Source organism: Williamsia sp. M5A3_1d, from assembly GCF_053345315.1.
The window spans coordinates 778257-791384 of record NZ_JBKEZX010000002.1 but is presented as its reverse complement, the minus strand read 5'-3'; the positions used below and the strand labels follow the sequence as shown (position 1 = coordinate 791384).

General features: G+C 69.6%; 13 protein-coding genes and 1 riboswitch. Of the genes, 6 read left to right on the top strand and 7 right to left on the bottom strand.

What is annotated here, in order from left to right:
* Positions 1-3: 3 nt before the first annotated feature.
* Positions 4-999: a glutamate ABC transporter substrate-binding protein gene (locus tag ACLBW1_RS11295; protein WP_447811911.1), complete on the bottom strand. Its 996-nt coding sequence runs from the start codon at positions 997-999 to the stop codon at positions 4-6.
* Positions 996-2498 carry a hypothetical protein gene (locus ACLBW1_RS11290; protein WP_447811910.1) on the bottom strand — a complete coding sequence of 501 codons (1503 nt, stop codon included), beginning with the start codon at positions 2496-2498 and terminating at the stop codon, positions 996-998. Before ACLBW1_RS11290 ends, ACLBW1_RS11295 begins: the two co-directional genes overlap by 4 nt.
* A gap of 162 nt (positions 2499-2660) precedes the next feature.
* Between ACLBW1_RS11290 and ACLBW1_RS11285 the strand changes: the two genes are divergently transcribed.
* Positions 2661-3146 (top strand): NUDIX hydrolase, encoded by a 486-nt coding sequence (locus ACLBW1_RS11285; protein WP_447811909.1) that lies wholly within the window; start codon positions 2661-2663, stop codon positions 3144-3146.
* A gap of 14 nt (positions 3147-3160) precedes the next feature.
* On the opposite strand, the gene ACLBW1_RS11280 is transcribed toward ACLBW1_RS11285, so the two are convergent.
* Both ACLBW1_RS11280 and thiE read right to left on the bottom strand, forming a co-directional pair.
* Positions 3161-3613 carry a hypothetical protein gene (locus tag ACLBW1_RS11280; protein ID WP_447811908.1) on the bottom strand — a complete coding sequence of 151 codons (453 nt, stop codon included), beginning with the start codon at positions 3611-3613 and terminating at the stop codon, positions 3161-3163.
* Between the two features lie 268 nt (positions 3614-3881).
* Positions 3882-4592 (bottom strand): thiamine phosphate synthase, encoded by a 711-nt coding sequence (thiE, locus tag ACLBW1_RS11275; protein WP_447811907.1) that lies wholly within the window; start codon positions 4590-4592, stop codon positions 3882-3884.
* A 17-nt stretch (positions 4593-4609) separates the two neighbouring features.
* A riboswitch (TPP riboswitch) is annotated at positions 4610-4723 on the top strand.
* On the opposite strand from thiE, the gene thiO reads away from it, so the two are divergent.
* The 3 genes from thiO to thiG all read left to right on the top strand — a co-directional run bounded on the left by thiO (position 4720) and on the right by thiG (position 6762).
* Positions 4720-5793: a glycine oxidase ThiO gene (gene thiO / locus ACLBW1_RS11270; RefSeq protein WP_447811906.1), complete on the top strand. Its 1074-nt coding sequence runs from the start codon at positions 4720-4722 to the stop codon at positions 5791-5793. (Overlaps the previous riboswitch by 4 nt.)
* On the top strand, positions 5790-6005 hold the full coding sequence (thiS, locus tag ACLBW1_RS11265) for a sulfur carrier protein ThiS (RefSeq protein ID WP_447811905.1): 216 nt from the start codon (positions 5790-5792) through the stop codon (positions 6003-6005). Before thiO ends, thiS begins: the two co-directional genes overlap by 4 nt.
* Complete coding sequence (gene thiG, locus ACLBW1_RS11260; RefSeq protein ID WP_447811904.1) at positions 5998-6762, top strand: thiazole synthase; 765 nt, start codon at positions 5998-6000, stop codon at positions 6760-6762. Before thiS ends, thiG begins: the two co-directional genes overlap by 8 nt.
* 5 nt (positions 6763-6767) lie before the next feature.
* Here thiG and ACLBW1_RS11255 read toward each other — a convergent pair whose 3' ends face one another.
* Positions 6768-8474, bottom strand: a complete 1707-nt coding sequence (locus tag ACLBW1_RS11255) for a PAS domain S-box protein (protein WP_447811903.1) — start codon at positions 8472-8474, stop codon at positions 6768-6770.
* A gap of 173 nt (positions 8475-8647) precedes the next feature.
* Between ACLBW1_RS11255 and ACLBW1_RS11250 the strand changes: the two genes are divergently transcribed.
* Positions 8648-9589, top strand: coding sequence for an ABC transporter ATP-binding protein (locus ACLBW1_RS11250; protein ID WP_447811902.1), 942 nt, complete (start codon positions 8648-8650; stop codon positions 9587-9589).
* Entirely contained in the window at positions 9589-10356 is a 768-nt protein-coding gene (locus ACLBW1_RS11245; protein WP_447812167.1) for an ABC transporter permease, read from the top strand. Before ACLBW1_RS11250 ends, ACLBW1_RS11245 begins: the two co-directional genes overlap by 1 nt.
* 13 nt (positions 10357-10369) lie before the next feature.
* Here the strand turns inward: ACLBW1_RS11245 and thiD are convergent, their stop codons facing one another.
* Both thiD and thiC read right to left on the bottom strand, forming a co-directional pair.
* Entirely contained in the window at positions 10370-11215 is an 846-nt protein-coding gene (thiD, locus tag ACLBW1_RS11240; protein ID WP_447811901.1) for a bifunctional hydroxymethylpyrimidine kinase/phosphomethylpyrimidine kinase, read from the bottom strand.
* Between the two features lie 7 nt (positions 11216-11222).
* Complete coding sequence (gene thiC / locus ACLBW1_RS11235) at positions 11223-12881, bottom strand: phosphomethylpyrimidine synthase ThiC (RefSeq protein WP_447811900.1); 1659 nt, start codon at positions 12879-12881, stop codon at positions 11223-11225.
* Between the last annotated feature and the right edge of the window lie 247 nt (positions 12882-13128).

The following is a 13128-nucleotide window of genomic DNA, read 5'->3' as shown; positions in this document are numbered from 1 at the left end:
GCATCAGTCGCGGTAGAGCGGTTGAGGCGGGTAGTACAGCGGCCCGAGGATGGAGAGCCATCGAGTGTAGATCTCGTACCAGGTGCCGTCGGCGCGGATCTGGTCGAGCACGCCGTTGACGAACCGCACGAGATCGGGCTGGTCCTTGTTGATCCCGATCCCGTAGGGCTCCTCGCCGAGACTCGCCCCGACGACGTGGACGTAGGGATCCTGTGTGGCGAGGCCGGCCAGGATGGCGTCGTCGGTCGACACCGCGTCGACTCCGCCCTGTTGCAGCACCACGAGGCAGTCGGCCCACGTCGACACCGAGGCCACCCGCACGCTGGGCACCCGCTGCTGCAGTCGGGCGATGGAGGTGGTGCCGCGCGCGGCGCAGACCCGCTTGTTCGCGAGGTCGTCGATACCGTTGATCGGGGATCCGCGCAGCGCCAGGATGCGTTGCGACGCCTCGTAGTACACCGTCGAGAAGGCGATCTCCCGCAGTCGGTCGCAGGTGATGCTGAGGGTCTTCACCACGAGATCGACCTCGCGGTTCTGCAACGCCGAGATCCGGTCGTTCGACGAGAGGATCCGGTACTCGATGCGGTTGGGATCACCGAAGATCGCGGCCGCGATCTGTTTGGCGATGTCGACGTCGAAACCCTCGAGGTCACCGCTGATCGGGTCCCGGAAGCTGAAGAGGTTCGAGCCCGCGTCGAGACCGACGATGAGTCGGCCGCGCGCGAAGATGCCCTCCATCGCCGAACCGGTCGGCATCCGTCCGACCGGCGGCAGCGGTCCGGGGCGCAGACTGCCGGTCTCGCAGGAGGCCTGATCGGGTACCGCCTCGCGGGGCGCGTCGGTCGTCAGCCCCGGGGGTGTCGGGGTCGTCGCCGTCGCCGAGGGGGGAGGGTCGTCGGGGGCGGGCACTCGCAGACACGCCGATGCGGTGAGCGCGACGACGACGAGGACGAGCGCGGCGAGCAACCGCCGGCCGGCCGCCGCGGGACCGGCCGTCATCGGTACTCCCGGATGCGCGGGGTCATGCCGAGCGCCGAGGTCGCTGCGGCGAGCAGGCCGAGCACCAGGGCGCCGCTGCCCACGTAGCCGATGACGACGCGCGCGGTGTTGATGTCGTCGCGGAAGGCGGTGCGGGTACGCGTGATGCCGTCGATCAGTGCGCGGTCGAGGGTCAGGTAGGCCTGTGCGGCGCCGTTCGCGGTGTCGCCGACGGCCATCGCGGTGGCGCCGTCGAAATCGCCGGCGTTGGACCGTTCGATGGTCTCGGCGTGCGCGGTCTGCCATGTCGAGAGCGCGGCCAGCGCCCGCTGCACGGATTCGCGGGCGTCGGTGTCGTCATCGTCGTCGGTGTCGGCGAGATAGGAGTTGAGGGTGGCGCTGATGCGTCCGTTGGCGCTCACGAACTGGTTCTGCAACGTCGCCTCGTCGCCGCGACGCACCAACGACAGGGTCTCCGCGGAACGGGCCTGCTGGGTGAGGATCCGTGCGGTGGTGAGGTCGCGCAGTGGTTCCGCCCCTCGCGTCTCGGCGCTGTTGGTCGCCGACACCGACAGCAGGCTGCCGACGAGCACCCACAGCGCCGCGACGACGGTGAACCCGATCGCGAGCAGCAGCCCCAGGTTGAGGCGGCGTCGGGTGCGCCGCGCCAGGTACTGGTGGGCGGAGATCAGCGCGACGAGCAGCACCGCCAGCGCGGCATAGACCCCCCACGGCGGGTCGGTGAAACGGTTCTGCGGATCGCTGATCGACTTCGAGCGCGCGGTGTAGAGCCGCTGCGCCGCAGGCAGGATCGTGGTCTGCATGAGGTTCGAGGCCTCGCCGAGGTAGGCCGATCCCACCGGGTTCCCCAACCGGTTGTTGGTGCGTGCCGATTCGACGAGCCCGGTGTAGACGGGGAGTTGCTCGGCGAGGGAGTTGAGGTCGTCGCGGACGGAGGTGTTCTCCTCGGCCGTGCCGCTCGCGGCCTGGATCAGGGCCTGCGACGCCGTCGCGATCGCCGCCGAGTAGCGGCTGCGCAGCGCCGCCGGTTCGAGTCCGCCGGAGATGAAGGCAGCGTTGGCCGATGCGTCGGCGATGGAGAGGTCGCTGTAGAGCACCTGCGACGACTCGGCGATCGGCTCGGTGTCGGAGATGGTCTGCGCCAGCGCCGCGGTGCGGTTGTCGAGCGAGGTCGAGGCATACCAGCCGGTCGCGATCGCGCCGATCACCAGGACCACGGCGATGAGGAAGAGCTTTCCCGGGCTGGTGCCCAGGAGTTGTCGGATGGTGGCCAGCGGTGACCGGGCCTGGTCGCGGGCCAGGGCCATCAGTTCGCGTCGTTCGGCGCGCGCACCGCGGGAGGTCAGGGAACCGCGGCGTTCGGTGCGACGGCCTCGTCGGGGCCGGAGCAGTCTGCCGGGACGGGTCGTGCCGGGTCCCGAACCATCGGGGCGGGAGTCGACGGACTCCGACGGCCCACGGATCAGCCGGGAGCGCAGGGACGCCGCGTCGCCGGTCACTGGTGGGTCCCTTCCGTGCGGACGGTGCAGATGTACCTGCCCGACTCTAATCGCGCAGCGCCTGCCCATGTCCGCAACTCCGACGCCGTCACCTCATCTCGGTACGGTTGAGACATTCCGGCGACCTGCAGGTCGCCGCAGTCGAGAGAGACGGGGTTCGGCGTGCGAGGCGACGGTGACGGCTGGGTCTTCGAGTCCGACGGCGCCCGGCACTGGGGGCTGCACGGTGCGGCGGGTCTCCTGCTGCGGGCACCGCTCGACGACGGATCGGTCGGCATCCTCCTGCAGCACCGCGCGCTGTGGTCGCACCAGGGCGGCACCTGGGGACTGCCGGGCGGCGCCCGCGACTCGCACGAGTCGGCCCGCGACACCGCCGTGCGTGAGGCGGGCGAGGAGGCCGGCATCTCCCATGACGATCTGACCGTCCGCGACGAGGTCCTCACCCACGAGGCCGCCAGCGGCTGGACCTATCACACGGTGATCGCCGACGTCAGCGCTCCGCTGGAGACCGTCGCCAACGTCGAGTCGTCGGAACTGCGGTGGGTGGCCGAACACGTGGTCGACGAACTGCCACTGCATCCCTCGTTCGCCAAGGCCTGGCCCGCGCTGCGCACCCACATCACCACCGGCCTCCCCGGGCTGGGCTGACCGCCACCGGGCAGTCAGAGCAGGCGGTTGGCCGCGGCGATGAGGGCGGCGACCCTTGCGAGCGCGGGGTCGGGCGCGATGCCCATGCCCCAGGCGCGGCGGCCCTCGATGTCGCCTTCGACGAAGGTGACGGTGTCGCCGTCGACCGTCTGCTGACGCAGGCCGGTGATCTCGATCGCGATACCCAGCGAATGCACCATCGCGGTCGCCGCCCCGAGCGGTCCGACGGCGGTGGCGTCGATCGCGCAGATGCGGTCACCGACGGCCATCGTCGCGCGGAAGTCGATGAGGTCGTCGTGGGCGGCGACGGCCGACCACGTCCCGAGGCGAAGCGGGCCCGCGACGGCGTGAGCGGCACAGAAATCACGCCAGCCGAGAGTCTCGGCCGATGCGCGCAGGGCACGCGGCAGAAGGGTGGGTAACCGACTCGATGCCGGCTCGAAGGTGATGGATGTGGTTGCGAACATGACGGTGGTCTCTCGCGAGAAGGAGGACCGAGAAGATGCGCACACGCGCCGACCCGCAGCGGGGGGTCGGTCGGATCAGACCCCGCTGCGGCGAGCTACGAGAAGAGTGCGCGTCATGATGCGTAGACGGTAGATCAGTCGTCGCTGTCGAGGCAAGACAGATCTGCCGCGATCGATGCGTACGCAACCATCACCGATGAGGTAGACGGCGTGGATCATCCACGTGCTGAGCAGTATCGGTGCGAGCTGTGTACGAACGCGCCCGCGGTCAGCGGTCGCCGGTGACCAGCGACCGCAGACGCTGCGCGGCGGCGCGGGGGTCGGGGGCGGCGGTGATGGCTCGGACCACCACGATCCGACGGGCCCCGGCCGCGCGGACCTCGCCGACGCGCGTCTCGTCGATGCCGCCGATCGCGAACCACGGCAGCCGGTTCGCGCGCCCGGCGGTCGTCTCGACGAGTCCGAGGCCCGCGGCGGGTCGGCCCGGTTTGGTCGGGGTCGGCCAGCAGGGGCCGGTGCAGAAGTAGTCGATGTCGGGATCTGTGTCGGCGGCAGCGGCCTGCGCGGCGTCGTGGGTGGAGCGGCCGATGATCGTGTCCTGCCCGACGATGGCGCGCGCGGCGGCGGGCGACAGGTCGTCTTGGCCGAGGTGGAGCACGTCTGCCCGGGCGGTGGCGGCGATGTCGGCGCGGTCGTTGACCGCCAGCAGCGCGCCGTGCCGCTCGGTCACGGTCGCCAGTTCGCCGAGGAGGTCGATCTCCTGTGCCGCCTCGAGCGTCCCGAACTTTCTCTCCCCGGGTGAGCCCTTGTCGCGCAGCTGCACGATGTCGACACCGCCGGCGAGCGCGGCGTCGACGAAACCCACGAGGTCGCCACGTTCACGACGGGCATCGGTGCAGAGGTAGAGCCGGGCGTCGGCCAATCTGGCGCGGGTGTCCACCCGCCCGAGCCTAGAGGTCACCACCGAGTGGCCCGGCATCCGCAGCGTAGGGTCGAGGGCACACACACGGGGGCCCGAGGGATGAATCGGGCTGAGATCGCGGCTCACCGCCGCCGACCGTCGCACCTGATCCGGGTAATGCCGGCGAAGGAAGGGAGTGGATCACGTGAGCGCACGTCTGGCCGTCGTCGGCGGCGGTGTCATCGGCTCGATGATCGCCTGGCGCGCGGCCCGGAACGGTTGGCGGACAACGCTGCACGCCCCCGCCGCCGCAGGAGCAGGCACCTCGGTCGCGGGCGGGATGCTCGGCTGCGCCGGGGAGGGTCGGCCCGGCGAGGATGCGCTGCTCGAATTCGCCCTCGCCGCGCGCGATCGATGGCCGGCACTGCTGGCCGACCTCCACGCGTGCGGCGTCGACACGGCCGGGATCATGGTCGCCGCCGACACCCTGCTGGTCGCGGCCGACAGCTCCGACGCCGGCCACCTGCGTACCGTGGTCGATCACCTCGCCGCCTTCGACGTACACCCCGAGGCCGTCGATCGGGGTCGGATGCGTTCGGCCGCAGCGATGTTGGGTTCGAGCGTTCGGCGCGGGTACCTGGTGACCGGAGAGGGTGCCGTCGACAATCGTGCTCTCCTCACGGCGGTGCTCGGTGGTGCGCAGGCGGCAGGGGTGACCGTGACCGACGAGAAGGTCTGTCGCATCGACGATCTCGACGCCGACCAGGTGGTCGTGGCCACCGGATCGTGGGCACCCGACGTCATCGAGGACGCACCCGTCATTGCCGAGAAGGGCGAGATCCTGCGGTTGACGCGCCCGCCGACCGCGCCGCCACCGCCGGACGCCGTGGTGCGCGCCCGATGGCGTGGCCGGTCGGTCTATGTCGTCCCGCGTCGCGACGGCGTCGTGGTCGGGGCCACCCAATACGAGATCGGCGACCGCGACGACACCGCACCGCGGGTGGGTGGGGTGAGTGATCTGCTGATCGACGCCACCGAGCTCATGCCGGGCCTCGCCGAGTACCGCGTCGTCGAGATCGGCTCCGGGCTGCGCCCCACCACCCGGGATGGGTTGCCGATGGTGGGTCGGCACGACGACCGCACCGTGGTCGCGGTAGGGCACGGGCGCAACGGCATCCTCACCGCGCCGCTGACGGCCGAGATCGTGGTCGACCTGCTCGACGGCGCACCGCCGGCGTCATCGTGGACGGCGCGACTCGACCCCCGGAGGTTTGCATGACCGAGAACGAACGCGTGTCGATCCGGGTGAACGGCGCCGACCGCGACCTGCCCGCAGGCATCACCGCGACCGAACTCCTCGCCGCCCTCGGACTGCCCGACCGGGGGGTGGCCGTCGCGCTCGACGACACGGTGCATCCGCGCTCCGCATGGGACCGTCCGCTGCCCGACGGCGCCCGCGTCGAGATCCTCACGGCGGTGCAAGGTGGCTGACACGCTGCTCATCGGTGATCGCGAATACCGGTCGCGGCTCATCATGGGGACCGGCGGTGCCGCGAATCTCGATGTGCTGGAACGCTCCCTGGTCGCCTCGGGCACCGAGCTGACCACCGTGGCGATGCGTCGCGCCGACGCAGGCGGCGGCCCGGGCGTCATCGATCTGCTGCAGCGGCTCGGCATCGCGGTGCTGCCCAACACCGCTGGATGCCGCACCGCGGCCGAGGCGGTGCTCACCGCGCAACTCGCACGCGAGGCCCTCGAGACCGACCTGGTGAAGCTCGAGATCCACGGCGACGACCGCACGCTGCTGCCCGACCCCGTCGAGCTGCTCGATGCCGCCGAAACCCTCGTCGACGACGGGTTCACCGTCCTCGCCTACACCAATGACGACCCGATCGTCGCCGCCCGACTCCGCGACATCGGCGTCGCGGCGGTGATGCCGCTGGGGTCACCGATCGGCACGGGGCTGGGGATCGCCAACCCGCACAACATCGAGATGATCGTCGCGTCGGCCACAACACCGGTCATCCTCGACGCCGGGGTCGGCACGGCTAGCGACGCCGCGCTCGCCATGGAGCTCGGCTGCGACGGCGTGCTGTTGGCGTCGGCGGTCAACCGCGCCGACGACCCGCCGATGATGGCGCAGGCCATGGCCGCGGCGGTGCACGGCGGCTTCCTCGCCCGCCGTGCTGGACGCATCCCCCGTCGTTTCTGGGCGCAGGCCTCCTCGCCCCGTCGAGAGGGTCCCTGAGGCCCTCATCCGTCGCGGCGGGCCTGCTTGAACCGGTACATCGCGCGGTCGGCGTCGTGGAGGAGCTGCGCAGGAGCTGCGTCGCGGGAGGACGCCACCCCGACGCTGATCGACACCGGCGCCACCGAGCCGGTGTCCACCGCGCGAATCCGCTCGGCCATCCCGGTGACGTCCTCGCTGGAGGCGCGCGTGAGGATCGCGAACTCATCGCCGCCGTACCGGGCCACGATGTCGCCGGGCCCGGCGATGTCGCTCAGCGCCGCGCCGATCGCGCGGAGGAGCTGGTCACCGACGACGTGTCCGCGGGTGTCGTTGACCGCCTTGAACCGGTCGATGTCGCAGAACAGCACGGTCACCGCGAGACCGCCGTCGCGCGCGTCGATGAGCGCCTCGGCCAGCAGTTCGTCGAACCGTGCGCGGTTGAGCAGGTCGGTGAGTGCGTCCGAGCTGGCACGCCGGATCAGCTCGGCCTCGGCGGCCTTCCGCGCGGTCACGTCGTGCAACTGTTCGAGCACCGCCGCCGGGGTGCCGTCGTGGTTCCGCAGCACCACCGACCGCGAGTCGACCCACACCGTCGAGCCGTCGGCCCGGCGCAACCGTGCCTCGTAGGCGGTATCGCCATGGTCGTGCGTGCCGGACGCGATCGCCGATGCCACGTCATCGCGGTCGTCGACGTGGACGAGGTCGACAAGGGTGGTGCCGACCATGTCCGCATCGGTCACGCCGAGCATGTCCTGCAGTGCGGCGTTGGTCCGTCGCACGCGACCGTCGACCTCCCGCAGTGCCATCCCGATCGGTGACGACGCCATCACGGTGTGGAACACCTCGATCGCCGCGTCGCGGGCCCTCTCGGCGGCGTCGCGGGCCTGCTCGGCCTCGATGCGTGCGGTGACCTCGCGAAACGACGACTGCAGTTGGTGCGGTCGCCCGCGTCGGTCCCGGATCAGCTGTCCGATGACCTCGGTCCACAGGACCCGTCCGTCGGCCCGCAGCATCCTGAGGGTCACCGTCACGGGCGGGGAGCTCCCGAGCAGCGCCGCCAACGCCGTGTTGGCCGCCTCCAGATCGTCGGCGTGGATCAGGTCGAAGACGTTGCTGCCGAGCAGTTCTCGCGGTGCGCGCCCGAACACACGTCCGGCTGCGGGTGACGCCCACAGCCACGTGCCGTCGAGTCCGTGGATCCCGACGACCTCGTGGGACCTCTCGGTGATCATCCGGAAGGTGCGTTCGGACTGGGCCAGCCGCAGCTCGGCGGCTCGCGGACCGTCGACCATGCGAAAACACGACAGGACCGCTCCGGCCGGTCGCGGCTCGTCATGCGGGAGCAGATGGGTGTCGACGCGCAGCCAGGTGTGTTCCCCCGCCGCGTCGCTGCCGCGTTGCACGCCGAGGAGGACACCGATCTGTGGTCGCCCGGTGCGCAGGGTGGTGTTGGCGGGTAGTTCGTCACCGGCGACCGGGTCGCCGTCTGCGGTGATGGCCGACCAGCGCTGATCGACGACGGTCCGCCCCAACAACTGCTCGACCGTGAGTCCCAGGATCTCCGCCGCGATCGGGGTGCCGGCGACGAACGAGCCGTCGGTGCCGCTGATGACGACGCCGAACTCGGTCGCGGGGACGTATCCGATGAGGCGCACGGCCATCGACTCGAGTTCGGGGACGGTCCACGGCTCGGGGTCACGGATGACCTGTGGGGGAACCGCGGTTGACACCCTGTCGCCTCCACTTCCGACCACCTGAACGCACCGAACGCAAAAGCGACATTACGCGACCCGCGATGCCCTTCGGGCGGAGTGGATGTCCGACCTTCGGACACGGGGGCGCCGTCGTTTTGTCAATCCATCGACCGATCCGCCGCGGTCGTCCGACTGGCATAGTCCCCTGCGTGATCAACGTTCAAGGACTGACCAAGACCTACGGGGCCACCCGTGCGGTCGACGACCTCACGTTCGAGGTGAAACCCGGCATGGTCACCGGCTTCCTGGGCCCCAACGGCGCGGGCAAGTCGACCACCATGCGGATGATGCTCGGACTCGACAACCCGACCTCGGGTACCGCGACCATCAACGGCCGCCCGTACCGCGAGCTCACCGACCCGCTGCGTCAGGTCGGAGCATTGCTCGACGCGAAGTGGGTGCACCCCAACCGTTCGGCTCGGTCGCACCTGCGATGGATGGCCGCGGCCAGCGGCGTGCCGATCAGCCGGGTCGACCAGGTGCTGGAAGACGTCGGACTCACCGCTGTAGCGGGCAAGAAGGCCGGCGGCTTCTCCCTCGGCATGTCCCAGCGGCTCGGACTCGCCGGCGCACTGCTCGGCGATCCCGGCGTCCTGCTGTTCGACGAGCCGGTCAACGGCCTCGACCCCGAGGGCATCGTCTGGATCCGCAAGTTCATGCGCGCGCTGGCCCAGCAGGGTCGTACCGTGCTGGTCTCGAGCCACCTGTTGACCGAGATGTCCCTCACCGCAGATCATCTCGTGGTGATCGGCCAGGGACGACTGATGGCCGACTGCTCGGTGAAGGAGTTCACCAGTCAGGCCCAGCGCATCGTCACCGTCCGCAGCCCGCAGCTCCCGCAGCTGCATACCGCCCTCGTGGCCCAGGGACTCGCGCCCGCGCCGGCCGCCGACGGCTCGTCGGCGATGACCGTCCCCGACGTCACGACCGACCAGATCGGCGAGATCGCCGCGGCCAACTCCATCGTGCTGCACGAACTCTCGGGCAGCACCGCATCGCTCGAAGAGGTGTTCATGGCGTTGACGGCCAACTCCGTGCAGTACAGCGGTTCCACCAACCGCGGTCCGAACAAGCAGGGGGGACAGCAGTGATCACCAACGCCATCAACGCAGAGCGCATCAAGCTCCTGAGCACGAAGTCGCCGTACTGGTGTGTCGGGATCGTGGTGGTCCTCGGCATCCTCATCGCGGTCCTGGTCGGGTTCGCCGACTCGTCGCTCAGCGCATCCGAGCCGCTCCTCGGGGCCCCCGGCTATCTCATCGGCGTCACCCAGTTCGGTGTGCTGGTCCTCATGATCATGGCCGTTCTCGCGGTGACCAGCGAGTACCGTTTCGGCACCATCCGCACCACGTTCCAGGCCATCCCGGCGCGGTCGAGCGTCATGTACGCCAAGGCCGTGGTCTACGGCGGTGTGTCGTTCGTGGTGACCCTGGTCCTCGCGTTCGTCGCCGTCCCGCTGGGCAAGGCACTCGCAGGCGACCGGTCGAGTCAGGTCGACCTGCTGGGCAGCGACGCGGTACGCCAGTACTGGGGCGTGCCGGTCTACATGGTGCTGTGCGTGCTGATCGGACTCGGTGTCGGCGCGATCGTCCGGCAGAGTGCGGGCGCCATCGTCATCGTCCTCATCTGGCCGCTCGCACTGGAGTTGATCCTGTCGAGCATCCCGAAGGTGAAGGTCGTCGCCCCGTACCTCCCGTTCAACAACGCGAGCCGGTTCCTCGCCGGCGGGTCCGAGGTCAACGGTGGCGGCAGCATCGACTACCCGTGGAACGACTACGGCTCCCTGATCTACTTCGCGGTCTGGGCGATCGGACTGTTCGTCGTCGGCATCGTCCTGACGAATCGTCGCGACGCCTGAACCGCCCGCTCGACTACGGACCGGCGACCCGCCACAGCGGGTTGACCGGTCCGTGGCCGCTTCCGAGGGGATACGACCAGCGGATCGACTCGCTGACCCAGGCCTTGGCGAAGGTGGCGGCGTCGGGCACCGACATCCCGTGCGCGAGAGCCGAACACATCGCCGAGGCGAGGGTGTCGCCGGCGCCGTGATCGTGCGGGGTGTCGATGCGGACATGCTCGAACTCGAGGAACTCGTTGCCGTCGTAGAGCACATCGGCGCTCCGCGGGCTGCTGCGCAGGTGGCCGCCCTTCACCATCGCCCACTGCGCCCCCATCTCGTGCAGGACCACGGCCGCCTGTCGCTGGGTGTCGCCGTCGACCACGTCGATCCCGGTGATCAGTCGCACTTCGTCGAGGTTCGGGGTCACCACGGTCGCGATCGGGATGAGCCGCTCACGCAGGGTGTCCATCGCCTCGGGGGCGAGTAGTTGGTGACCGTGCATCGACGCGCACACCGGGTCGACGACCAGCGGGATGGCCCGACCACGACCCAGTCCCACCTCGGCGGCCACGTCGACGATCGCGTCGATGATGTCGCCGTTGGCGAGCATTCCGGTCTTCATCGCCTGTACCCCGATGTCGGTGACGACGGCACGGATCTGTCCGGCCACCACGTCGGCCGGGATGGTCTGCACCGCGCTCACGCCGAGCGAGTTCTGCACGGTGACCGCGGTGACCGCGACGCACCCGTGTACCCCGGCGAGGGCGAAGGTCCGCAGGTCGGCGGCCACCCCGGCGCCGCCACCGGAATCGGTGCCCGCGATCGTCATCGCGCGGACCGGTGTCGCGCCCAGTGGCGCCGACGGCAGAAGGTTCATCGATCCATCATCCCTGCGACGTGCTGGTGGCCGGGGAGATGTCGAGATAGACCTGCTTGCCCGCGGCGACGAACTCCCGTGACTTCTCCTCCATCTTCGCCGCGAGCATCGCGTCGATGTCGGCCTGGCTCTCCAGGTTGTTGTCGGCCGCGTACTGCCGGACGTCGGCCGAGATCCGCATCGAACAGAACTTCGGTCCGCACATGGAGCAGAAATGCGCCGTCTTGGCCGGCTCTGCGGGCAGCGTCTCGTCGTGGAAGGCGACGGCGGTGTCGGGGTCGAGGGACAGGTTGAACTGGTCGTTCCACCGGAACTCGAACCGCGCCGTCGACAGCGCGTCATCGCGCTCCTGTGCCCGCGGGTGCTCCTTGGCGAGATCGGCGGCGTGGGCGGCGATCTTGTAGGTGATGACGCCGGTCTTCACGTCGTCGCGATCGGGCAGCCCGAGATGTTCCTTCGGCGTGACGTAACAGAGCATCGCGGTGCCGGCCTGGGCGATCATCGCCGCGCCGATGGCCGAGGTGATGTGGTCGTACGCGGGCGCGATGTCGGTGGCCAGCGGGCCGAGTGTGTAGAAGGGCGCCTCGTCGCAGAGTTCCTCCTCCAGCCGCACGTTCTCGACGATCTTGTGCATCGGGACGTGGCCCGGGCCCTCGATCATCACCTGCACGCCATGGGATTTCGCGATGGCCGTGAGTTCACCGAGGGTGCGCAGTTCGGCGAACTGCGCCTCATCGTTGGCGTCGGCGATCGAACCCGGGCGGAGCCCGTCACCGAGGGAGAAGGTGATGTCGTAGCGCGCGAAGATCTCGCACAGCTCGGAGAAGTGCGTGTAGAGGAACGACTCGGTGTGGTGGGCGAGGCACCATGCGGCCATGATCGAGCCGCCGCGCGAGACGATGCCGGTGACGCGCTTGGCGGTGAGCGGCACATATCGCAGCAGTACGCCGGCGTGCACGGTCATGTAGTCGACGCCCTGCTCGGCCTGCTCGATCACCGTGTCGCGGTACATCTCCCACGTCAGCTTGGTCGCATCGCCCTTGCACTTCTCGAGTGCCTGATAGATCGGGACGGTGCCGACGGGGACCGGCGAATTGCGCATGATCCACTCGCGGGTGAGGTGGATGTCGTCGCCGGTGGACAGATCCATGATGGTGTCGGCACCCCAGCGGGTGGCCCACACCATCTTCTCGACCTCCTCAGCGACCGACGACGTGACCGCCGAGTTGCCGATGTTGGCGTTGACCTTCACCGCGAACGCCTTGCCGATGATCATGGGCTCGGACTCGGGATGCCGGTGGTTGGCGGGGATCACCGCCCGCCCCCGGGCGACCTCCGAACGCACCAGCTCGACGTCGACACCCTCGCGCGCGGCGATGAACCGCATCTCCGGTGTTACGAGACCGGCACGTGCCCAGGCCAATTGGGTGGCAGCGCCGTCGATCGGGTCGGGTCGATCCCAGTCGTCGCGGGTCTTCGGCAGTCCCCGGTCGAGGTCGATGGATGCGCCCGTGTCGGTATACGGACCCGACGTGTCGTAGAGGTCGAGGTGGTCGCCGGTGGACAGGTGCACCCGACGGAACGGCACGGCCATGCCGTCGACGTCGTGCAGGTGCTTGGAGCTACCCCGGATGGGACCGGTGGTGATGGCGGCAGAATCGTGCATCGAGTTCATCTCCCTACGCCGGCATTACCCGGACAGGTTCGGTCGGTCGGCGGCCGCCTGCCGCCATCTCAGCCCTCGGTTCGCGAGAGCCCCCGTGTGTTTTCGGTTGTGTGTTCGGTGTTCTGGCCCAACCGTACGCGATCGTTGCGGCGCTGTGATCGGCCCCAACGCCGCCGACTCGATGTGGTTACGAGTGCCGGAAACTTCGGAAAACTACGCCACCGTAGGTAGGCGCCCAGGTACTGTG

Excerpts from the sequence above, each read along its gene's own strand:
- ACLBW1_RS11295 (WP_447811911.1), bottom strand. The coding sequence starts at position 999 with ATGACGGCCGGTCCCGCGGCGGCCGGCCGGCGGTTGCTCGCCGCGCTC.
- ACLBW1_RS11280 (WP_447811908.1), bottom strand. The coding sequence starts at position 3,613 with ATGTTCGCAACCACATCCATCACCTTCGAGCCGGCATCGAGTCGGTTA.
- thiE (WP_447811907.1), bottom strand. The coding sequence starts at position 4,592 with ATGCCGGGCCACTCGGTGGTGACCTCTAGGCTCGGGCGGGTGGACACC.
- thiS (WP_447811905.1), top strand. The coding sequence starts at position 5,790 with ATGACCGAGAACGAACGCGTGTCGATCCGGGTGAACGGCGCCGACCGC.
- thiD (WP_447811901.1), bottom strand. The coding sequence starts at position 11,215 with ATGAACCTTCTGCCGTCGGCGCCACTGGGCGCGACACCGGTCCGCGCG.
- thiC (WP_447811900.1), bottom strand. The coding sequence starts at position 12,881 with ATGCACGATTCTGCCGCCATCACCACCGGTCCCATCCGGGGTAGCTCC.